General features: G+C 62.3%; 18 protein-coding genes and 1 riboswitch. Of the genes, 9 read left to right on the top strand and 9 right to left on the bottom strand.

The features are described 5' to 3' along the window. Window positions 1-4: 4 nt before the first annotated feature. Together metX and V2B23_RS19920 are read right to left on the bottom strand one after the other, a co-directional pair. Entirely contained in the window at window positions 5-1,144 is a 1,140-nt protein-coding gene (metX, locus tag V2B23_RS19925; protein WP_430951915.1) for a homoserine O-acetyltransferase MetX, read from the bottom strand. Beyond that, the gene (locus tag V2B23_RS19920) at window positions 1,141-2,436 is read right to left on the bottom strand and encodes a bifunctional o-acetylhomoserine/o-acetylserine sulfhydrylase (protein ID WP_430951914.1); all 1,296 of its coding nucleotides are present in this window, start codon (window positions 2,434-2,436) and stop codon (window positions 1,141-1,143) included. Before V2B23_RS19920 ends, metX begins: the two co-directional genes overlap by 4 nt. Window positions 2,437-2,579: 143 nt before the next feature. After that, window positions 2,580-2,724, bottom strand: a riboswitch (SAM riboswitch). 306 nt (window positions 2,725-3,030) lie between these two features. On the opposite strand from V2B23_RS19920, the gene V2B23_RS19915 reads away from it, so the two are divergent. The 7 genes from V2B23_RS19915 (at window position 3,031) to yhjD (ending at window position 9,674) form a co-directional block, all read left to right on the top strand. Further along, window positions 3,031-4,254: an NADP-dependent isocitrate dehydrogenase gene (locus V2B23_RS19915; protein WP_092801454.1), complete on the top strand. Its 1,224-nt coding sequence runs from the start codon at window positions 3,031-3,033 to the stop codon at window positions 4,252-4,254. A 213-nt stretch (window positions 4,255-4,467) separates the two neighbouring features. After that, window positions 4,468-5,607: an MFS transporter gene (locus tag V2B23_RS19910; RefSeq protein WP_430951971.1), complete on the top strand. Its 1,140-nt coding sequence runs from the start codon at window positions 4,468-4,470 to the stop codon at window positions 5,605-5,607. A gap of 25 nt (window positions 5,608-5,632) precedes the next feature. Continuing rightward, window positions 5,633-6,478, top strand: a complete 846-nt coding sequence (locus V2B23_RS19905; protein WP_430951913.1) for an exodeoxyribonuclease III — start codon at window positions 5,633-5,635, stop codon at window positions 6,476-6,478. Between the two features lie 27 nt (window positions 6,479-6,505). Then, a complete protein-coding gene (locus V2B23_RS19900; RefSeq protein ID WP_430951912.1) occupies window positions 6,506-7,021 on the top strand; it encodes a ribonuclease domain-containing protein in 516 nt (171 codons plus the stop codon). Continuing rightward, complete coding sequence (locus V2B23_RS19895; RefSeq protein WP_430951911.1) at window positions 7,021-7,515, top strand: barstar family protein; 495 nt, start codon at window positions 7,021-7,023, stop codon at window positions 7,513-7,515. Before V2B23_RS19900 ends, V2B23_RS19895 begins: the two co-directional genes overlap by 1 nt. Window positions 7,516-7,541: 26 nt before the next feature. Beyond that, window positions 7,542-8,576 carry a tryptophan--tRNA ligase gene (gene trpS / locus V2B23_RS19890; protein ID WP_045070708.1) on the top strand — a complete coding sequence of 345 codons (1,035 nt, stop codon included), beginning with the start codon at window positions 7,542-7,544 and terminating at the stop codon, window positions 8,574-8,576. 60 nt (window positions 8,577-8,636) lie between these two features. Then, window positions 8,637-9,674 (top strand): inner membrane protein YhjD, encoded by a 1,038-nt coding sequence (gene yhjD, locus V2B23_RS19885; RefSeq protein WP_430951910.1) that lies wholly within the window; start codon window positions 8,637-8,639, stop codon window positions 9,672-9,674. On the opposite strand, the gene V2B23_RS19880 is transcribed toward yhjD, so the two are convergent. From V2B23_RS19880 to V2B23_RS19865, 4 genes are read right to left on the bottom strand one after another with little or no spacing between them, the layout of a single operon-like run. Next, on the bottom strand, window positions 9,671-11,503 hold the full coding sequence (locus tag V2B23_RS19880; RefSeq protein WP_430951909.1) for a glycosyltransferase: 1,833 nt from the start codon (window positions 11,501-11,503) through the stop codon (window positions 9,671-9,673). The genes yhjD and V2B23_RS19880 overlap by 4 nt on opposite strands. Beyond that, complete coding sequence (locus V2B23_RS19875) at window positions 11,500-13,479, bottom strand: hypothetical protein (protein WP_430951908.1); 1,980 nt, start codon at window positions 13,477-13,479, stop codon at window positions 11,500-11,502. Before V2B23_RS19875 ends, V2B23_RS19880 begins: the two co-directional genes overlap by 4 nt. Then, window positions 13,422-14,618 (bottom strand): NAD-dependent epimerase/dehydratase family protein, encoded by a 1,197-nt coding sequence (locus tag V2B23_RS19870; protein ID WP_430951907.1) that lies wholly within the window; start codon window positions 14,616-14,618, stop codon window positions 13,422-13,424. The genes V2B23_RS19875 and V2B23_RS19870 overlap by 58 nt, the downstream gene beginning before the upstream one ends. Window positions 14,619-14,671: 53 nt before the next feature. Next, the gene (locus tag V2B23_RS19865) at window positions 14,672-15,109 is read right to left on the bottom strand and encodes a DUF6069 family protein (protein WP_430951906.1); all 438 of its coding nucleotides are present in this window, start codon (window positions 15,107-15,109) and stop codon (window positions 14,672-14,674) included. A gap of 204 nt (window positions 15,110-15,313) precedes the next feature. On the opposite strand from V2B23_RS19865, the gene V2B23_RS19860 reads away from it, so the two are divergent. Then, window positions 15,314-17,209 carry an alkyl/aryl-sulfatase gene (locus tag V2B23_RS19860; RefSeq protein ID WP_430951905.1) on the top strand — a complete coding sequence of 632 codons (1,896 nt, stop codon included), beginning with the start codon at window positions 15,314-15,316 and terminating at the stop codon, window positions 17,207-17,209. A gap of 33 nt (window positions 17,210-17,242) precedes the next feature. On the opposite strand, the gene V2B23_RS19855 is transcribed toward V2B23_RS19860, so the two are convergent. Then, on the bottom strand, window positions 17,243-18,538 hold the full coding sequence (locus V2B23_RS19855) for a serine hydrolase (RefSeq protein WP_430951904.1): 1,296 nt from the start codon (window positions 18,536-18,538) through the stop codon (window positions 17,243-17,245). Window positions 18,539-18,597: 59 nt separating this feature from the next. On the opposite strand from V2B23_RS19855, the gene V2B23_RS19850 reads away from it, so the two are divergent. Further along, window positions 18,598-19,221, top strand: a complete 624-nt coding sequence (locus V2B23_RS19850) for a dihydrofolate reductase family protein (protein ID WP_430951903.1) — start codon at window positions 18,598-18,600, stop codon at window positions 19,219-19,221. Window positions 19,222-19,322: 101 nt separating this feature from the next. Here the strand turns inward: V2B23_RS19850 and V2B23_RS19845 are convergent, their stop codons facing one another. Then, the gene (locus V2B23_RS19845; RefSeq protein WP_430951902.1) at window positions 19,323-20,363 is read right to left on the bottom strand and encodes a Gfo/Idh/MocA family protein; all 1,041 of its coding nucleotides are present in this window, start codon (window positions 20,361-20,363) and stop codon (window positions 19,323-19,325) included. A gap of 26 nt (window positions 20,364-20,389) precedes the next feature. Further along, window positions 20,390-21,295 (bottom strand): sugar phosphate isomerase/epimerase family protein, encoded by a 906-nt coding sequence (locus V2B23_RS19840; protein WP_430951901.1) that lies wholly within the window; start codon window positions 21,293-21,295, stop codon window positions 20,390-20,392. Between the last annotated feature and the right edge of the window lie 31 nt (window positions 21,296-21,326).

The raw sequence follows: 21,326 nt of genomic DNA, 5'->3' as shown, positions 1-21,326 counted from the left end.
ATGCTCAGCGCGTCGTGCGCGCCAATTCCATTGTGCGGCGCAACAGTTTTGCTACGGCGTCGGCTTCGGTGAGGAAGCCGTCGTGCCCGTCCTTGGAATTGAGGATTTCGAGACCGGTGCACGTCGGGATTCCGGCGGCGATCTCTTCCTGCAGGCGCAGCGGGTAGAGGCGATCGGAATCGACTCCGCCAACGACGACCGGCACGGTAATGGACGCCAAAGCCGCTGCGACACCACCGCGTCCGCGGCCGATGTCGTGACGGTTCATCGCCTCGGTCAACAACACGTAGGTGCTGGGATCGAAACGCGACACGAGCTTGTCGGCCTGATGTTCCAGATAGCTCTGAACCGCGTATCGCCCGCCGTTCCAGGGGTTTTCATGTCCCTGGGCGGTGTTTTCGAAACGTGTGTCGAGTTCCGATTCCGCGCGGTAGGTGAGGTGCGCGATGCGCCTCGCGATACCGAGTCCGGCCCGGGGCGTACGCCCGGTTCCGTGGTAATTGCCGCCCTGCCAATCGGGGTCGGACATGATGGCGGCGATTTGTGTTGTCTGGGTACCGATTTGATCGGCTGTCGCGCGTGAACCCGTAGCCAGTACCAATGCGGAGTTCAGATTCTCGGGGTACGACACAGCCCATTCGAGGGTGCGCATTCCGCCCATGGAACCGCCGACTACCGAAGCCAGTCGATCGATGCCGAGCAGGTCGATCAGCTTCTTCTCGGCTGCGACCTGATCCCGAATGGAGATGCCGGGAAACCGGCTACCCCACGGTTTGCCGTCCTCGGCAAGGGAACTCGGACCGGTGGTGCCGCGACAACCGCCCAGAACATTGGTGGCGATGACACACCATTCGCCTGTGTCGACAGGTTCGCCCGGGCCAACCATTCCGTTCCACCAACCGGGTGACGGCTGATTCTCGGACGACGGACCGGTGACGTGTGAGTCGCCGGTCAATGCATGTTCCACGAGCACGACGTTGTCGCGGTTCGGGGACAGTTCGCCCCACCGTTGAACCGCAAGCGATACCGACGGCAGCACCGCGCCGTTCTCGAGTTGCAGCGAGCCGATGTCGACGGTTCCGACTCGGCCGTCCGGGGGCGGCAGGACATCCGCGACCGGTGTCTGAGCCTCGTTGACGGTCAAGACGCTGCCGCCGCGGTGAGGCCGGTTTCGAGATCGGCGAGGATGTCGGCGATGCCTTCGATTCCGACGGCGAGGCGGACGAGACCGGGGGTGACGCCGGCGGCGAGTTGTTCCTCGGGGGTGAGTTGGGCGTGAGTGGTGGAGGCGGGGTGGATGACGAGGGAGCGGACGTCACCGATGTTGGCGACGTGGCTGTGCAGCGTCAGGGCGTTGACGAACTTCTTGCCGGCGTCGACGCCGCCGGGTAGTTCGAACGTGACGATGGCGCCGGTTCCCTTGGGGGTCAGCTGCTTTCCGCGTTCGTACCACGGCGAGGAGGGGAGTCCGGCGTAGGAGACGGACGCGACGGCCTGGTGGCCTTCGAGGAATTCGGCCACCTGCTGAGCGTTGGAGACATGGCGCTCGATGCGCAGGCTCAACGTTTCGATGCCCTGGGCGATGAGGAACGCGTTGAACGGTGCGACGGCGGAGCCGAGGTCGCGCAGCAGTTGTACACGCGCCTTGAGAACGTAGGCGGGTGCGCCGAGGTCGGCGAAGGTGACGCCGTGGTAGCTCGGGTCGGGGGTGGTGAAGTTGGTGTGCCGGCCTTGCGTCCAGTCGAAAGTACCGCCGTCGACGATGACGCCGGCGATAGCCGTGCCGTGTCCGCCGAGGTATTTGGTGGCGGAGTGCAGGACGATGTCGGCGCCGTGTTCGAGGGGGCGAAGCAAGTAGGGCGTCGCGACGGTGTTGTCGACGATCAGGGGGAGGCCGTTCTCATGAGCCACCGCTGAGATCCCGGGGATGTCGAGGATGTGGTTCTTGGGATTTGCGATCGTTTCGCCGAAAAATGCCTTGGTGTTCGGGCGGATGGCTTCGCGCCAGTGGTCGAGGTTGTCGGGATCCTCGACGAACGTGACTTCGATGCCGAGCTTGCGAAGCGTGTAGTGCAGGAGGTTGTAGGTGCCGCCGTACAGGTAGGGGCTGGCAACGATATGGTCTCCGGCCTCTGCGAGGTTGAGGATTGCGAGGGTTTCGGCAGCCTGACCCGAGGACAGGAGGAGTGCCGCGACACCACCTTCGAGTGCAGCGATGCGCTGCTCGACGGCGTCCTGCGTCGGGTTCATGATGCGCGTGTAGATGTTGCCCGGCTCAGCCAGACCGAACAACGCGGCGGCGTGGTCGGTGCTGTCGAAGACGTAGCTGGTGGTCTGGTAGATCGGCAGTGCGCGCGCGTTGGTGGCGGTGTCTGCGGTTTGTCCGGCGTGGACCTGCTTGGTCTCGAAGGACCAGTTAGCTGAGATGTCGGTCATGATTTGTGTACTCCAGTGGTCTGACGGATAGCTGTCGGACGGGGGCGAATGATCGCCGCCCCGTGCTGGGGTCTATCTACAAGTGCGACACATACTGAAAAACCTCCGTGGGGCTCGGCCCGGTCTGGGGTCCGTCCCTGTCGGACCCGCGCTTGTCGCCTGGAAATCCGGTGAAACTGCAATTGCGCAGTTTCGCCTCGAGGCGACCTGGTCATCACCCGGGGCACCCCACCGCGGTTGGAGGGTTGCCGTCCAGCGAGCCGGGGCTTGACGCTGGTACTCATGACCGAGCTGAATTCTACCGGGAGTGAAGCCGAAGGATGACGCGGGTCGAAGTGTGCGGTGTCACCAGTCGCCATTCGACGTGAGGGTGCCCGCTAGCAGGCAAAAGTTACCGACGAGTAGTGACTTGGAGGAGGGGCTGCCGGTTGCGGCTCCCAGGGTTAGCAGTACGCTTGTCTTGTTTGGGACTCATCTCCCGGGATCAGTCCACACAGTCTAGGTTTGATAATCGAACCGTTCGCGGACTCACTCACAAAGTGTGACCGCAACCGTGTAACCAGGGGAAACTTCCTAGGAGGACGCGAAGCACCCATGTCCAAAATAAAGGTTGAGGGCACCGTCGTCGAACTCGACGGCGACGAGATGACACGCATTATCTGGCAGTTCATCAAAGACAAGTTGATCCACCCGTACCTCGATGTGAACCTCGAGTACTACGACCTCGGTATCGAATACCGCGACGAGACGGATGACCAGGTCACCATCGACGCCGCACACGCGATCCAGAAGCACGGCGTGGGCGTCAAGTGCGCCACCATCACGCCGGACGAGGCTCGTGTCGAGGAATTCGGTCTCAAGAAGATGTGGCGTTCCCCGAACGGAACGATCCGCAACATTCTCGGCGGCACGATCTTCCGCGCACCGATCATCATCTCGAACGTTCCGCGACTCGTCCCGGGCTGGACCAAGCCGATCATCATCGGCCGTCACGCATTCGGTGACCAGTACCGCGCCACAGACTTCAAGGTCCCCGGCCCCGGCAAGGTGATGATCACCTACACGCCTGAGGACGGAAGCGCACCGATCGAGCACGAACTGGTCAACTTCCCCGAGAATGGCGGCATCGTCCAGGGGCAGTACAACTTCAACGATTCCATCCGTGACTTCGCTCGTGCGTCGCTCACCTATGGTCTGCAGCAGAACTACCCGGTGTATCTGTCCACCAAGAACACCATTCTCAAGGCGTACGACGGTGCCTTCAAGGACATCTTCCAGCACGTCTACGAGACCGAGTTCAAGGCTGAGTTCGATGCCGCTGGTCTGACCTACGAACACCGCCTCATCGACGACATGGTCGCTTCCGCACTCAAGTGGGAGGGCGGCTACGTCTGGGCATGCAAGAACTACGACGGCGACGTCCAGTCCGACACAGTGGCTCAGGGCTTCGGCTCGCTCGGCCTCATGACGTCGGTTCTGCTGACACCGGACGGAAAGACCTGTGAGGCAGAGGCTGCTCACGGCACCGTCACGCGTCACTACCGTCAGCACCAGCAGGGCAAGCCCACCTCGACCAACCCGATCGCGTCCATCTTCGCGTGGACCCGTGGGCTCGAGCACCGCGGCAAGCTCGACAACACCCCTGAGGTCATCGGCTTCGCGCAGCAGCTCGAAGACGTTGTCATCAAGACCGTCGAAAGCGGCCAGATGACCAAGGACCTCTCGATGCTGGTCGGCGGCGACCAGGGTTACCTGACCACCGAAGAATTCCTCGGTGCGCTCGATGTGAACCTGCAGAAGTCGATGGCAGCCAAGTAGTAAGTTCCACAGCTGCACTTTCCAGATGGGACGCCCGGACTCCGGGCGTCCCATCTGTGTCTGCTCTGTGTCTGCAGTCTCACGTGAGCGAACTCACCCGCTCTCACTTGGAAGTTCAACCAAGGGTGCGACCACAATTGACCAGTGACTTCGTCTACCCTCTCCCGCCCTGATGCCCCGACATCCGGGGCTCGGTCTGCCAGGGGTCCGGCGATGCTCGCGTTGGCACTCGGCGGATTCGGAATCGGCACCACCGAGTTCGTGGCAATGGGTCTCCTGCCGGAGATGGCAACCGGGTTGGGGGTGTCCGAGCCCACCGCCGGTCATGTCATTTCCGCGTATGCGCTCGGTGTTGTGGTCGGCGCGCCGCTCATCGCGGCGCTGACTGCTCGGATCCCGCGACGCACATTGCTGATCGCGCTCATGATCGCGTTCACGGTGGGCAATGCCGCGTCGGTGTTCGCGCCGTCGTACACCACGCTGATGCTCGCCCGGTTTGTCGCCGGGTTGCCGCACGGTGCCTACTTCGGTGTTGCCGCCCTCGTTGCGGCGCACCTGGCTGAACCGGGTAAACGTGCCAAAGCCGTTGCCATGGTGATGATGGGTCTCTCCGTCGCCAACGTCGTCGGTGTGCCGGCTGCCGCATGGCTCGGGCAGACCTTGGGATGGCGGAGTGCATTCGCATTGGTCGCAGTCATCGGTGTCGTCACTGTGGCGTCGCTGCTCGTCTGGATCCCGCGCCTCGACGCTATGCCGATCACCAACCCGATCACCGAACTCAAGGCTCTTGGCCGGATCCAGGTGTGGATGACTCTGATCGTCGGCATGGTCGGATTCGGCGGCATGTTTGCCGTGTACACGTACATCAGCACGACGTTGACCGACGTCTCCGGGCTGGGTGCGTCGTTTGTTCCGCTGGCGCTCATGCTCTACGGGCTGGGCATGGTGGCCGGCAACTTCGTCGGTGGCTACCTCGCTGACCGGGCGCTCATGAAGGGCCTGTTCGTATCGATGGCGTCGCTGGCGATCATTCTCGCGGTCTTTGTTCTCGCCGTTCGCAATCCGTACACGGCGTTGCTCTTCGTCTTTCTCATCGGGCTGGCTGGTGCGTCCATGGTTCCGGGGCTTCAGACCCGGTTGATGGACGTTGCCGAGGACGCCCAGACCTTGGCAGCATCGCTCAACCACGCCGCCCTCAACATCGCGAACGCATTCGGCGCCTGGATCGGTGGGGTAGTGATCGCCGCAGGTTTCGGTTACACCGCGCCAGCGGCCGTCGGTTCTCTTCTTGCGCTCGCCGGCGTCGGTGTCCTGGCGGTTGCAGTGATCCTGCAGCGTAGAGCCGCGAACTGAGAACACGTCGGCTCCATCGGCTACGGTGCTTGCCGTGCCACAAACAGCTGACTCTCATATTCTCGCGCCTCACACGATCACATCGGTGAACGTCAACGGCATTCGTGCCGCAGCCCGCAAGGGAATGACCGAATGGCTCGAGAAGACCGACGCGGATTTCATCTGTCTTCAGGAAACCCGAGCATCCGACAAGCAGTTGCACGAGACTCTCGAACCCGCTCTGTCGAACGGCTGGTTCCTCGTTTCGGCCGAGCCGTCGGCGAAGGGCCGCAACGGCGTGGCAGTCCTGTCCCGGATCGAAGCCGACGCCGTCCGCATCGGTTTCGGTGACGACGAATTTCAGGACGCCGGACGCTACATCGAAGCGGATTTTGCCGACCTCACGGTGGCAAGTCTCTACCTGCCGACAGGGGAAGCCCTGACCCCGAAGCAAGAGGCGAAAGAACGGTTCATGAGTTCGTTCGCGGCTCACCTCGCGGTCACCGCCGCAGCGGCCGAGACGGCCGGGCGACACGTTGTGGTCAGTGGTGACTGGAATATCGCGCACAACGAAGCCGACTTGAAGAACTGGAAGGGCAACAAGAAGTCCTCGGGCTTCCTGCCCAGCGAGCGTGAGTGGATGGACGTTCTGTTTGCAGACGAGTCCCAGTGGGTCGACGTGTTCCGGGCACTGCATCCGGGCGTCGAGGGACCGTACTCGTGGTGGTCGTACCGCGGTAAGGCGTTCGACAACGACTCCGGCTGGCGCATCGACTACCAGGTGGCAACCCGAGCATTTGCCGAGCGCGCCAAGGCCGGGTTGATCGAACGTGCGGAATCCTACGATCTGCGTTGGTCCGATCACGCTCCCGTCACCGTTTCCTACCGGTAAGGCACTCCAATGCCCGAAGGTTCGAAGATGCCGAGCGCCAAAACACTGAAGGCCGTAGGCACCGTCGTCGTTGCAGTTGTCGCTGTTGTGCTGGCGATTGTGCTGTCGTCGCAGGATTCCGGCAGTTCGGCAACGGCCGGCTCGGCTACCTCGACCACGTCGAGTTCGGCGGTGACATCAACTCAGGTCAAGCCCGGGGCGACTACCAAGGCGGCGCAATCGACGTCGTCAGCCCAGAAGTCGACCCAGAAAGCGAGCAGCGATGCCCCTGCGCGGGTACTCGCCACGTTGGTGGAGATCGACGCCGGACGGTGGCCGGACTCCGCGAATGCGGTGGGAACCAAGGGCGGCGTCACCTTCCGCAACAGCGAGGGCAGGTTGCCAGCAGTCGGTGCCGGCGGTGGCCGGGTTGTCTATCAGGAGTGGGACGTCAATCCGAAGAAGAGTGGTCAGGGGCGTGATGCCGAGCGGATCGTCACCGGAAACGACGGTTCCGCGTGGTACACCCTCGATCACTACGAGACCTTCACAAGGATTCGCTGATGGATGATCACGGAACTGTCGGTGTGGATCGGTGGCTCGACCCGGAATCCGGCGTCTCGTCGGTGGCAGTGTCAGGAGAGCCGGCGCTTCTGGACGAGTTGGCGCGTGATCTCCGTATGCGCGATCTTGTTGTGCGCACAGTTCGCGGATCGCACATGCAGACCACCGCGCAGGTCTTCGACGAGTTTGCGGCAGCATTTCAATTTCCGTCACACTTCGGTCGCAACAAGGACGCCTTCGACGACGTCATGCGTGACCTCGACGACGTGCTCGGCCTTGGCGCCGGGTTTATCGTTCTGGTTCGGGAGGCTGAGCTGCTGCTGCGCGGCGAACCTGATCAGTTGCCGTGGTTCCGCGAGTCGATGGATTTCTACGCCGGGGAATGGGCGCCCACCACGTTCGGTACCGCCTACCAGTTCGGCTCGGACTCCGAAGAATCTTTTGCTTCGGAACTCACGGTGCTCCGCTACCCGGAGACCACACACACTCAGTGAATCGCCCTCGTGGAAAGATCGGAAGCATGTCGACCCCTGCAGAACAGAAGCCCACGGCAAAGCCTCGCGTGCTTTCCGGTATCCAGCCGACGTCGGATTCCTTCCACCTCGGTAACTACCTGGGCGCATTGCAGCAGTGGGTGGGGTTGCAGGATGAATTCGACGCTTTCTACTTCGTTCCGGACTTGCATGCCATCACCGTGACGCAGGACCCCAAGGAACTGCGTCGACGCACCAAGGTTGCCGTGGCGCAGCTACTGGCAATCGGAATCGACCCCGACCGCGCAACGATCTTCGTCCAGAGTCAGGTTCCCGAGCATGCTCAGCTTGCGTGGGTTCTGAATTGCATCACCGGTTTCGGCGAGGCCAGTCGCATGACGCAGTTCAAGGACAAGTCGTCCAAGCAGGGCAGTGACAACGCCAGTGTCGGGCTGTTCACCTACCCGGTTCTGATGGCCGCCGATATCTTGCTGTACCGCCCGCAGCGCGTTCCGGTCGGTGAGGATCAGCGTCAGCACCTCGAGCTTGCCCGCGACCTCGCGAACCGCTTCAACTCGCGCTACGGCAAGTCGTTTGTGGTTCCTGAACCTCAGATCATCAAGGGCACCGCCAAGATCTACGACCTGCAGGACCCGACGTCGAAGATGAGCAAGTCGGCCGCGAGCGATGCCGGTCTGATCAATTTGCTCGACGATCCCAAGGTGTCGGCCAAGAAGATCAAGTCGGCAGTCACCGACAACGAGCGTGAGATCCGCTTCGACCCGCAGGCCAAGCCTGGCGTCAGCAACTTGCTCACCATTCAGTCGGCTCTGTCCGGTGTTCCGATCGAGACTTTGGTCGCGGGCTACGAAGGTAAGGGATACGGCGATCTCAAGACTGATACCGCGGACGTGTTGGCGCAGTTCGTGACTCCGCTCAAGGCCAAGGTCGACGGCTATCTTGCCGATGAGGCCGAACTGGATCGCATCATTGCCGCCGGCGCGCACCGGGCGCGTGAGGTCTCGTCCCGCACGCTTGCGACCGTGTACGAGAAGGTCGGGTTCTTGCCACCCAAGGGTTGATCGCGGGGATCGCGACCGGATGACACGAAACAGGTCGATACAGAAATAGGGGGAGCATCTGTGGCTGAATCAGTTGTCGTCGAGGAGCCGAGCTTTCTCGACAAGCAGCGGGCAGCGCGGCCGTGGCTCGATCACATCGTTCGGGCGGGTATGCGATTTCAGAACCAGAAGGGCGACTACTACGCCGCCGGAATCACGTACTTCAGCGTCCTCGCGTTGATTCCGATCATGATGGTTGGGTTCGCGGTGGCCGGTTTTGTGTTGGCCGGCCACCCCGAATACCTGACTTCGATTCAGGAAGAGATCACCAAATCCATCCCCGGCAGCCTCGGTGACACCATCAACAGCTTGATCGACTCGGCAATCGCCTCTCGTGCCAGTGTTGGTGTTGTCGGCCTTCTTGTCGCGTCGTACGCGGGCCTGGGCTGGATGGCCAATGTCCGCGACGCGCTCACTGCGATGTGGGAGAGCAAGCGTGACTCCAAAGGGTTTGTCAGAACCAAAGTCGGTGACATCGGTGCACTGCTCGGTCTGGGCGCGGCCTTGGTCATTTCACTCGGCATGTCGGCGCTCAGCAGTGGGCCGGTAGCGCGCCAGGTTGTCGTGTGGCTCAATCTCGAGAACATCACCGGTGTCGGCGTCGGACTGCGAGTGTTGTCGACTGTGCTGTCGATCCTGGCAACCTGGGCGGTGTTCCTGTGGGTGATCGCACGTTTGCCCCGTGAACCGGTGACTCTACGCAGCGCCGCCCGTGCGGCGCTGATGGCAGCTCTGGTATTCGAAGTGTTCAAACAAGTTGGTGCGATCTATCTTTCGGCGGTCAGTAGCGGCCCGGCCGGCGTTGCATTCGGGCCGATCATCGGTTTGCTCGTGTTCGTGTTCACCGCTTCGCGCATGCTGTTGTTCTGCACCGCCTGGGCTGCGACGACCACGGAAAGCATGGCACTGGCCTACATCCCGCCGCCCGATCCGGCGATCATCGCGCCGCGCGTTGTCGTCGCCGACGGAATGTCTGCCTCGCGCGCCGTCGCATTGATCGGAACGGGCGCTTTGGCCGGTCTCGGACTGTCGGGGCTCGTTCGAAAAAAGAATCGCTAGGCACGCTTCTGGCGTAGCAGTGTTCGGGGTAGATGTGGGTGCATCGGTGGATAGATCAGGCTGAGCGTCGATGCCAGGGTGAAGTAGCTGCGTAGTAGTCGGAAACAGAGGTACGCGGGAATGTACTTCACCGAACTCGGCCGCCAGATCAAGCAGACGACAACGGTCATGACCATCGACATCCCCAACAGGGTGGCCACGATGGGTTGCCATTGCAGGGTCGTGAACGTCGATTGGAACGCCAATCCGGCAATTGTGGCGAAGAGGAGCAGTGGCGCGAGCATCGCGCGTCGGGCCGCGTTGACCAGGTTGAACGGAAGCACGAAGGTGCCGATCATCGTTTGTCGGTCGAACAGAATCGCGCGATTGCGTGCGCTGAGGTGGTAGATGCTGCGGAACCATCGTGTTCGCTGTTCACGTAGATGGGCGTAGGACGCGGGGGTTTCGCTGTAGTACACGGCGCTCGGATCCGCCACACTGTGATAGCCGGCAGCGGCAAGGCGCATGCAGATGTCGGTGTCTTCGCCGTTCATTCCTTGCACGATGCCGCCGACTTCGAGCAGTTGGCTCCGGCGGTAGATGGCGAACATGCCGGGAATGCCCATGACGCCTTGGTATCCGTCGAGGGACACCTGGAAGAAGCCGTGGCGCATGTACACCTCGATCAATCGGCATTTGTCGATCCAGGTTCTTTCCTCGCGGGGCATCGGTATCCCGCCGACGCAGCCGACGTGCGGGTTGGCGAAGTGGCGCATCGCGGTCTCGAGGCAGCGTGGCCCGATGACCGTGTCGGCGTCGATGCGTACGACGAACTCTTCCGTGATGTGCTCGATTCCCATGTTCAGTGCGATGGCTTTCCCCGGGGTCGGGCAGTCGAGCACGGTGCCGGTGATGTTGGTGCACTCGCGGATGATCCGTTCGGCGACATCGTGTGTGGAGTCGGTGGATGCATTGTCGACGACGTAGAGATGGATTTGTCCGGGATAAGTCTGGGCGGCCTTGTCGACTGCGACGATGGTGTCCTCGATGTCGTGGGCCTCGTTGTGTGCGGGAACGAGAATTGCTGCGGGCGGTGAGAACTCTTGGCGACGTGACTTTTTCAGTGCTCGCATGCCCAGTGCTGCCGTCGAGACTGCCAGGAGTTGTTGCATCAGGAACACCCCCGCGCCGATACCGCCGAGTATCGCCCAGCTTTTCAGGACTTCGACGAGGTCGTAGAGGACGTTGAGTGCGATCGCTGCACCCGCGATCGCGAATGCCAGGCAACCCGCCAGCTTGAGGAAGGCGCTCAGGGGTATTCGCGGGTCGAGGGGCAGTGGGCCTTGGGGTGGCAGTTGAGCTTGCCGCAGGATGGTGTGCGGGAAGATGCCCAGTGCGATCAGCCCCGAGATCATCTGGGCTCCGAAGGCCGAGATCGAGATGATCCCGGCCCCGTGGAGTAGCCATGCGAGAGTGTCGATGACGACGCAGAACAGTGCGTACTTGCCCAGTAGGGATACTGCGATGAAGGCTCTGCGCCAGATGTTCGAGTAGGCATGGATGGCGTATGTCAGGAAGAACATCACGAGAAACAGTCTCAGGGGGAAGACGACGGTTCCTCGCCCGTCGGACAGGATGACCAGGTCTCGTGGCAGGTCGACGAGACCGGAATGCACCAGAAATGTTCGAATGCACATGGCGATGATCGACAGTCCTGCGAACGTGACCAGGAATCCGTTGGTTCCGCTCGGCGGACGATCGACGGCATAGTCCGCCGGCGCGCTGTCGACCGACCGAAAGTGGTCGATGACCCCTCCGGCCTCAATTGGATCGTGCTTGACGTCGGTCATCTCGGTGCGATTACCCGTGCGGGGGAGTTGGGAGCAATGGGGCCGTCGGTATCGACCACAAAACTGCCCTGCGACGTGACTACTCGAGCGGATTCGCTGCCGAAGTCCGGCACGGGTATGGTCCCGGGCTTCCCGACGTACTCGATGACCAGGCCGCCGGCACCTGTTGTGCTGGTTGCAGTTTCGACGATCATTCCGTCATCGAACGAGGTGATGTCGAGGGTGGGGTCGGCGGATCCTGCCAGGATGCGACCGTCATCGATCCGTACGGGCGGGTTCACCGCCGGGCTTTCTCCGATCAGTACGAACGGTCTGCCCGGCGCCGGTGGAGTGTTCCAGAAGAACTCCGGATTATATTGAGCCGGAATGAATTTCGTCAGCGTTGCAATGGTGGCGTTGAGTTCGTCGACCGCACTTGCTTGCGCGGCATCCGGCGAGTAGACGGCAAACCCCGGGGCCAACGCCTTCGGTAGCGCCGTGAAGCCGGCCCCGAGATCGTCGCCGAGCAGGAGAGCCGATGTGGGCTCGAGTTGTATCGGGTAGGTAGTCACACGCACGTCGCAGCCACCGCGGTCGCGGTCGCGTTGGACGGTCAGAGTCAGTGAGTTCTCCAGCAGTTGCGCCGCCGCGGGCAAGGGGACAACGACCTGCGTCGACTGCCCGTCGAGCCTGCGACTGTCGACCAGCTGCCCGTTGAGTTGGACGTTGAGAATCCACGTGAGATCGTCGGGTGAGGCCGGAAGCGCCATGACCACCCGAATCGATTGCGGCAGAAGACCACCGGGCAAGTCGGCAAGTGAGTAGCCGATCCGCCATCGGTGATCGTCGGCAATGTTCGTGGCGGAGGTGTCTGCGCCAAGCGCATTCAAGCCCACCTCGGTGCCGACGACCGGTGACGTGTCGAGCGCCCGTGGATCGCTCCGATCCGAATCGGCGGTGGCTACCGCGGGGAGGGTGAGGAATCTCGAGATCAGGTCTCCGTCAGGCGCAAGGACTCCGATGACAGGGGAGTCGTCTACTGTTCCGAGCACGATACCGTCGCCGGCGTCGGTCTCACCGGAGGTGGACCAACCGAGGTCGGCTACCTTTTCGGCAGGGCCGATGAGCAACGCATTCTCCGCGTCGGAACTCGGAACTTCATCCGAATAGGTCACCTCGTACCCGGCTCGGGTCAACCCGATTCCCATCTGTGCCGCCGTAGTGCGCCACTCGTCGTTCTGATCGGCAAGCACGATGGTGAGGCGACGATCCCACGACACGACCGCATCCCGCACGGTGTGTACACGCTCGATGAGCGCTGCCTCCACCACACTCGCAGGATCGAGGTGGACCTGCATACCGGCCGCATGGTCGGGGGTACACGTCCGGTTGTCCAGGGTTCCCTCGATCTGGACCTGAACACGGACCTGACCGTCGCTCGACAGTCCTTCCGGGACATCGACAATCACGTCGAGTCCGTTGTTTCCCCGTGCCACCTCACTCTTGTAAACCTGCTGCCCATCCATTCTCACGATCAAGAAGACAACGCTGTCCTCGGCCACCTGCGTCGTTCCGGTCAAGCGGAGACGAGTCTCGCGGCGCGCCGAGTCTGCGGGGAAGGTGACGGCAAAACTAGTCGACGGGGAATCGTCGGTGAGCCAGACGCCGTCCTCGTAGCCGGCGCCCGACAACGATTTTGTGAAGTGACGATCTGCCGGGACGTCCAGGCTCGTATCGTCCACGTCGCGGGTGAACCACAACGGCCGCACCAGCACGAAGACCAGCAGAAGTGCCAATGCCGCCCCCAGGATCCACCACGCGGAACGTGGGACGGTCCGGCCGCGCTCACCCCGGAAGTATCCGGATTCCGGAGCAGCAGGTTGAGTACGCCCCTCGTCGTCGTGCGAGTTCCCGGGATCTACGGGCGCGCCTCCGCCGGTCACTTGACCTGCTCCGTAGCCACCGAACTCCGGTTCCTGTTCCAGTAGGACGTGCATGGAATTCGGCTCACGTCGACGCGATCGGTGTATTTTTGTGCGATCTCGACCGACTCCTTCAGTAGTCCGGTGGCCAATCTGGTCGGTTCGAGACCCAGTCCGATCAAGGTGTCGTTGCGAGCGCTGAGCTGGTTTTCGTCGGCTTCGGCCCGCGGATTGGGCACCTCGGTGATGTCTGCGCCGACCGTCTGCGCAACCATGCGAGCCAGGTCAGCCACCTTATGGGTTTCGGTCACCTGGTTCATCACGCGCACCCGGCCGTCGACGGCGGCCTCGGTTTCGGCGGCCAATCGTATGCAGCGCACCGTATCTCGGATGTTGATGAAGGCTCGCGTTTGCCCTCCCGTCCCGTGCACGGTGAGAGGATGGCCGACCGCAGCCTGCACCAGAAACCGGTTGAGCACCGTCCCGAAGTCACCGTCGTAGTCGAAGCGGTTGATCAGTCGAGGATCGAGATTCGTCTCGTCGGTTTGAGTGCCCCACACGATCCCCTGATGCAGATCGGTGATGCGTACGCCGTCGTTGCGCGCGTAGAACTGAAACACCAACTGGTCCAACGACTTGGTCAGGTGATACACGCTCCCGGGTGCGGTGGGGTAGAGGATTTCGCGGGTATGGGAGCGCCCGTTCCGGTCGGGGTAGGTCACGGTGAGATACCCCTCGGGTAGATCCATCGGTACCGACTCGTATCCGTACACACCCATCGTTCCGAGATGAACCACATGAGCGTCGATGCCCGTGTGCACGAGCGCGGCCAGCAGATTGTGAGTCGCATTGAGATTGTTGTCGATCGTGTAGCGCTTGAGGTCCGGTGATTTCATCGAATACGGTGCCGCACGCTGCTCGGCGAAGTGCACGATCACCTCCGGGCGAAACGTAGTCAGCAACTCCGTCAACGCCTCGTAATCGCGGGCGAGATCGAATTCGACGGCGTCGATGCGGTGTCCCGTCACGTCGGACCAGGCCTGAACTCGCTCTGACAGAGGAGAAATGGGAGTGAGTGACTGCACTCCGAGTTCGTCGTCGATTCGTCGTCGAACGAGGCTGTCGGCGATCGTGACCTCATGTCCGTGCGCCGAAAGATGAAGCGCGCTCGGCCAACCGCAGAATCCGTCACCACCGAGAATCAGTACTCGCATTGTTCACCCTTCATACGCGATTCACCCTTCATGCGCGGGAGCAGGATCGGCCGTCATGTCCGTGCGGATGCTGCGACACCGGTGAGTAACGAGACAATAGCGATCCCGACCATGAAATAGATTGCTGCACTGCCGATTTTCGAGGCTGTTGTGGCCGCTGCGCTGAACGGCCACAGTGCGGCGGCGATCGTCGCGAGCATTCCGATCCACCCGAAGAAGTTCGATGCGCGTGGCGTCGAGACGATGAGAACATGCAAAAGCGCGGTGGCGACGAGAGCTGCGACGGCGGCACCGATGGCGAGGGAACCTGTTTGGGAGTTCCCCGGCGTTGTCGCGGGTGTGATGACCGGAATGTCGAGAAGTCCTCGTACGATCAGCAGACCCACAACTGCGGTCAGGGCCGCGACCAGTGCCGTTGCAGCGCCGCCTGCCCATAGCCGCGAGGCATCGACCGTTGGGGCCGTTGGTCTTCCAGCTGGAACCTGGCTCATCGTGCTGCTCCTTCGCCGGTGGGGACGTAGGTGATCTGCCCACACTGTATGCCGTACGGGCAGTCCCACTTTCATCCTCAAAGGGTGAACTGCATGTGCATCGCCAGGGGGATTCACCCGTCTTGGGTGAGGTCGCGCGGCGCTCACGGATGAGAGGCTGCGCAGAGAGTCCGATCCGAACATGTCACGGTGGAAGGGATTTTCATGAGCATTCAGGCAGATGCGAGCGCGAGTGTGCAGTCTGCGCACAAGGAAGCATTGCGGACACTTCCGTTCGGAGACGGCCAGGATGTTGCTGATGTGGAGCGGGGCTTCATCGTGTCCTTGACCCCCGGGGTTGTGACGGATGCGGATGGGGAAGCGGTCTGGGACAGCGACGCATTCGGGTTCCTCGAGCAGGACTGCCCACCCACGGTCCACCCCAGCCTGTGGCGTCAGTCGAAGTTGTGCGCACGTCAGGGCTTATTCGAAGTCACCGACGGCATCTACCAGATCCGTGGCCTCGACCTGTCGAACATGACCCTCGTCGAAGGCGATACCGGAGTGATCGTCATCGATCCGTTGATTTCTGCCGAAACCGCAGCCGCTGGGCTGAAGTTGTACCGCGAGCACCGTGGCGATCGGCCGGTGACCGGAGTGATTTACTCCCACTGCCATATCGATCACTTCGGCGGTGTCAAAGGTGTCACCACCGAAGAGGACGTTGCCGCGGGCCGTTGCCCCATCCTGGCACCGAAGGGGTTTGTCGAGCATGCCGTCGCCGAGAACGTGTACGCGGGAGCTGCCATGGCCCGCCGGTCCGCATATATGTACGGCGCAGCACTGCCCCGGGGGGATCGGGGCGCAGTAGGGGCCGGGCTCGGTCCCACCACCTCGACCGGAACTCCGACCCTCATCACGCCCACCGTCGATATCGACCACACCGGTCAGACCGCGACGGTGGACGGGGTTCGGATCGAGTTCCAGCTCACTCCAGGTACCGAGGCGCCCTCGGAGATGAACTTCTTCTTTCCTGACCGTCGAGCGTTGTGCATGGCCGAAAATGCCACTCATACCTTGCACAACCTGCTGACCCTGCGAGGTGCGCTCGTCCGCGACCCGCACATCTGGGCGAAGTACCTGACCGAATCGATCAACCGATACGCCGCTAGCACCGATGTTCTGTTCGCCTCGCACCATTGGCCGACGTGGGGAACCGAGCGGCTCACCGAGTTCCTGTCGATCCAGCGTGACCTGTACGGGTATCTGCACGATCAGACACTGCGGGCGATCAACAAGGGCTCCAACGGAATCGAGATCGCCGAGGAGATCGAACTCCCGCCAGCAGTGGCCCAGGCCTGGCACACCCACGGCTACTACGGTTCGGTCAGTCACAACGTCAAGGCGATCTACCAGCGCTACATGGGCTGGTTCGACGGAAACCCGGCCACACTGTGGGAACACACTCCAGTCGAATCCGCGAAACGGCATGTCGAATTCATGGGCGGCGCCGACGAAACGCTGAGTAAGGCGCGCGAATCCTACGCCGGCGGTGATTTCCGTTGGGTTGCACAGGTATTGAACTACCTGATCTTCGCCGAGCCTGACAACGCCGACGCCAAGGCGCTCCAGGCCGACACCCTCGAACAGCTCGGGTACGGATCCGAAAACGGCACGTGGCGCAACTTCTTCCTCATGGGTGCGTACGAGCTCCGCAACGGGTCGGTCGGGACACCGATCGTCACCGCTTCGCCGGATATTTCGGCTGCGCTCACCGTCGAGCAGGCCTTTGATGCGATCGCTCTCCGAGTGGACGGACCCAGTGCGTGGTCTGCCGACATCACGATCGACTGGCACATCAGCGACGAGGGTGTCGTGCACCGCAGTCAGTTGCGCAACGGCGTTCTGGTGCATTTCGACGTCGACGGGCCTGTGCCCGACCCCGACGCGGCCTTCACCCTGACGCGACCCGATCTTCTCGCCGCGCTACTGGGAGGCAAAGGTCTGGACGCGATGATCGCCGACGGCACCGTCCAAACAGGCGGAAATGCGCAGAGCGTCACCGAATTGATCAGCTACCTCGACAGCCCTGACCCCGATTTCGCGATCGTCACACCGTAGTTACGGCCCCAGTTGCAGTCACGGCACCGATCGCTAACGGCGTCGACGGTTCATCACGATCGCCCCTAGAATCAGACCGAGGATTACGACGGTGCCGCCGACGGCGACGGCAGTGCGCGCCGTCGAGCTGAATCCGGCGTCCGGGGACGTGCCGGCTGCGGACACTGCGGCGGGTGCCCCCGGCGTCGTGGCGGTGGCGGCCTTCGGTTGGCTGCGGTCGGTCGAGGTATCGGTCAGCGTTCCGACGGTCATCGTGGGGGACAGACCGAATCCGTAGTCGAGAAGGCGGGCTGCCTGCTCCCACGGACGGATCGGCTGTGCTTCGCCGCCCATCAATGTGACCAGCAGGGTTCGGCCGTTCCGCTCGGCCGCGCCGACGTAGGTATGACGGGCGTCGTCGGTGAAGCCGGTCTTGCCGCCCAGTGCACCGTCGTAGTTGTAGAGCAGTTGGTTGTCGTTCGCGAGGGTGAATCCGGGCCGGTCCTGGTCGTCGGGGATCGTGGGGTCCTTGGGGAAGCCCGGAAATTGAACCGTCTCGGTGTGGATCAACTCGGCGAACGTCGTATTCTGCAGTGCCGTATGGAATATCACCGCAAGGTCGTAGGGTGAACTGCTCATTCCCGGGCCGTCCAGTCCGGAGGGTGTTGCGGTGCGGGTGTCGAGTGCACCGAGCTCTAGGGCCAGGGCGTTCATCTTCTTCACGGTGGCGTCGTCACCCCCGAGCTGACGGGCCAGGGCATGGGCGGCGTCGTTGCCCGACGCCATGACCAGCCCCTGCATGAGCTGCCGGTTGGTGTAGGTGCCGCCTTTGCCGAGTCCGACGGCGCTGCCTTCGGCATTTGCGTCCTCCGCGGTGGCGGTGACGACGGTATCGAGATTCAACGTGTCGAGCGCGACGAGCGCCAGAAGCATCTTGATGGTGCTGGCGGGACGGTACCGGCCGTGCGGATCTTTGGCGGCGAGCACATCACCGGTTTCCGCGTCTGCGACTACCCAGCCGGAGGCGGCGATGTCGGCGGGCAGTGGCGGCGCGCCGGCCGGTAGGACGACACCGCAACCGCCGAGTCGGTCCCCGCCGACCGGATCGCCTGGTACCGGCACGGGCGCGGGCACGGTTGTTCCGGGCGCGGGAACCTCCGAGAGGTCCACAGCGGGAGCCGGGAGGCTCGTGAACGGGCAACTATCGGTATTTGGCGTGGTGAACGGTGCCGACGTTGTCGGCGGTGGTACCGGTTGGGCGAGTGCAGTACCTGCAACTCCAGACATTCCTCCGATTCCGGAGATCACTGTTCCGGCAACAACCACTGCACACGCTCGACGCCACATCATCGTTATCCGAGGGTAGGCGCATTGCGCGTAACCGCCGAATCGGCGCGCAGTCTGAGACAGTGAATAGGTCAGTCGTTCGATCGATGCACACGTCAGGGCAGGGGATCGGTATGGGCAAGATTGTGGTGACGGAATTCGTGTCTCTGGACATGGTCATGGAGGCGCCGGGAGGTGAACCGGGCTATGCGCACACAGGATGGGTCTTTCCGTATCAGGAGGGCGACCAGATGAAGTTCAAACTCGACGAAACCCTCGCCGCGGACGTGCTCCTGCTCGGTCGCCGGACCTACGAGAGTTTTGCCGGTGCCTGGCCTGAGCGCGAAGACGACCAAGGCTTCGCAGACAAGATGAACGAGATGCCGAAGTACGTTGTCACGAGCAGCTCAGAGCCGCTCGAGTGGAACAACTCGACGGCACTCGAGGGTCCCATCGAGGAGTCCGTGCCGAAGCTCAAGGAACAGATCGACGGCGAAATTCTGGTGGCGGGCAGCCGGACTCTTGTTCACGCATTGCTGTTGGCCGGCCTGGTTGACGAGCTGCGTCTGATGGTTTTCCCGGTGATCCTCGGGTCCGGTGGGAAGGTGTTCCCGGAATCGGAGGACAAGATCGTGCTGGAGTTGGTCGAGGATCGTCGATACAACTCGGGTGTTCAGGTTCTGACCTACCATCCGGCGGTCAAGTAAACCGATCGACAATGCCGACCTCCACCTCGTTGTGGAAGCGTCGGGCCGCACCGCCGTCGTTCGTGAAGATGGCGGTGCCGGTGCCGTACGATCTTCATCGATTACGCTCCGGCTACCGAGGCTCGCGGAACCATGTCGACCACGACGCGTTGGCCAGACTCGAGAGACTTCACGCCGGCAGCGCAGACGGCAGCAGCGGCGTAACCGTCCCAGGAGCCTGGGCCGTCGATGTAGTTGCCGGTATCGGCGCCGCTCTTCACGGCCTTGATCCAGCGGGCGAACTCGGTGTCGTAGGCTTGCCCGAAGCGCTCGCGGAATCCGGGGGTGATCTGACCACCCCAGTTGCCGGGCTTGGTCTTTCGGATCAATCCCACGTCCAGTCCGATCATCGCACTGCCGAGTTCGCCCACAACCTCGGTGCGCACCTCGTAGGCAACTCCGGTGGTGACAAAAACCTCGGCGTCGACGTGCCTGCCTGACGCGGTCTCGAAGATTGCGATCTGCGGATCCTGAATACCTTCGGGAGCGAGCGAATTCGCGGACGGCCGAATGATCTGTACCGAGGTGATCTCTTCGTCGAGCAGGAATCGGGTCACGTCGACCTCGTGGACGAGTGAGTCCTTGACGATCATCGCGCTGTCGAAACCGTTCGGAACCGCGGGGTTGCGGTGAGTGCAGTGCACCACGAGCGGTCGACCGAGATCGCCGCTGTCGATCAAATCCTTGAGCTGGGTGTATTCGTGGTCGAACCGACGCATGAAACCGACCTGGATCAGTTTCTTGCCCAGCGCTGCTTCGGCTTTGACGATCGCCAGTGAACTGTCCGCGTCGGTGGTCAGCGGCTTTTCGCAGAGAACCGGCTTGCCTACTTCGAGGCAGGCGAGTACCTGCTCTTCATGCGTGGGGCCGGGAGTTGCGAGTACGACGGCGTCGACGTCGTCGGCTGCGATGGCGTCGAAAGGATCGACCACAACACGTGACCTTGGCGTCAGCGCTGCGATTTCCTCGGCGCGGGCCAGTGCGTAGTCGTTGACGACGGTGACGCGGGCACCGCCGATCTTGTTGGTGATGCGGTCGACATGATGGGCCCCCATGATGCCGACGCCGAGCACTGCGATCCGGAGATCCTGGTTGTCAGACATGCGGTGGTACTCCTCGCTGGTGTTGCTCAGCTGAAACGGACGGCGGGGACGCCGCAGGTGGACAGGTACTTTCGGGTGCGCTGCGCGATGGGCAGCGGTGTGTCGGGATCGCAGGGATACATGTCCTGCTCGACCATCGCGAACACGTCGATGCCGAGCTTTTCGACGGCCTCCAGAAGCGGTGGCATGTCCGGGATTCCGTGCGGTGGCTCGATCATCGCGCCGAGTTTGACGGCCTCACCGAACGGCAGATCCTCCGCCTCCACCTTGGCGACGATTGCCGGATCAACCTGCTTGAGATGCAGGTACCCGATGCGCTCCGGATACTTGTTGATGATTGCGAGGTTGTCGCCGCCGCAGTAGCTGATGTGGCCGGTGTCGAGGCACAGGTTCACGAAACGCTCGTCGGTCCCTTCGAGGAACTTGTAGACGTTGTCCTCGATATCCACATGACTGTCGGCATGCGGGTGGTACTGCGCCATGACGCCGTATTCCTCGAGCATCGCTTTTCCGAGAGCGTTCATGCCGTCGGTCTTCTTGCGCCACTGCTCTCGCGTCAGAGTGCGATCTTCGAGTACCTCACCGGTGGAAGGATCACGCCACATCTCGGGGATGACAACGACGTGCCTGCCGCCGACGGCAGCGGTCAACTTGGCTACGTCCTCGATCTGGTGCCAGACGGCATCCCAGGAATCGTTCTGGTGCAGGCGTTCGAAAACCGTACCGGCGGAGAGTTTCAGGCCGCGGGCGTCGAGTTCGTCAGCCAGCTCGGCTGGATCAGTCGGAAGGTATCCGAACGGGCCGAGTTCGATCCATTCGTATCCCGACGCGGAGACCTCGTCGAGGAATCGGGTGTACGGGGTCTGCTGAGGGTCCTCCGGAAACCACACGCCCCAGGAGTCGGGGGCTGATCCGACGCGAATCGCGCTCATGTCTAGATTCCTTTCGCGGGCAAAGTCTGGG

The organism is Rhodococcus sp. 24CO, assembly GCF_050586165.1.
In the GTDB taxonomy this organism is placed as follows: domain Bacteria; phylum Actinomycetota; class Actinomycetes; order Mycobacteriales; family Mycobacteriaceae; genus Rhodococcus_F.
Note: the sequence above shows the minus strand (reverse complement) of the source record. Positions and strands in the feature narration are given on the sequence as shown.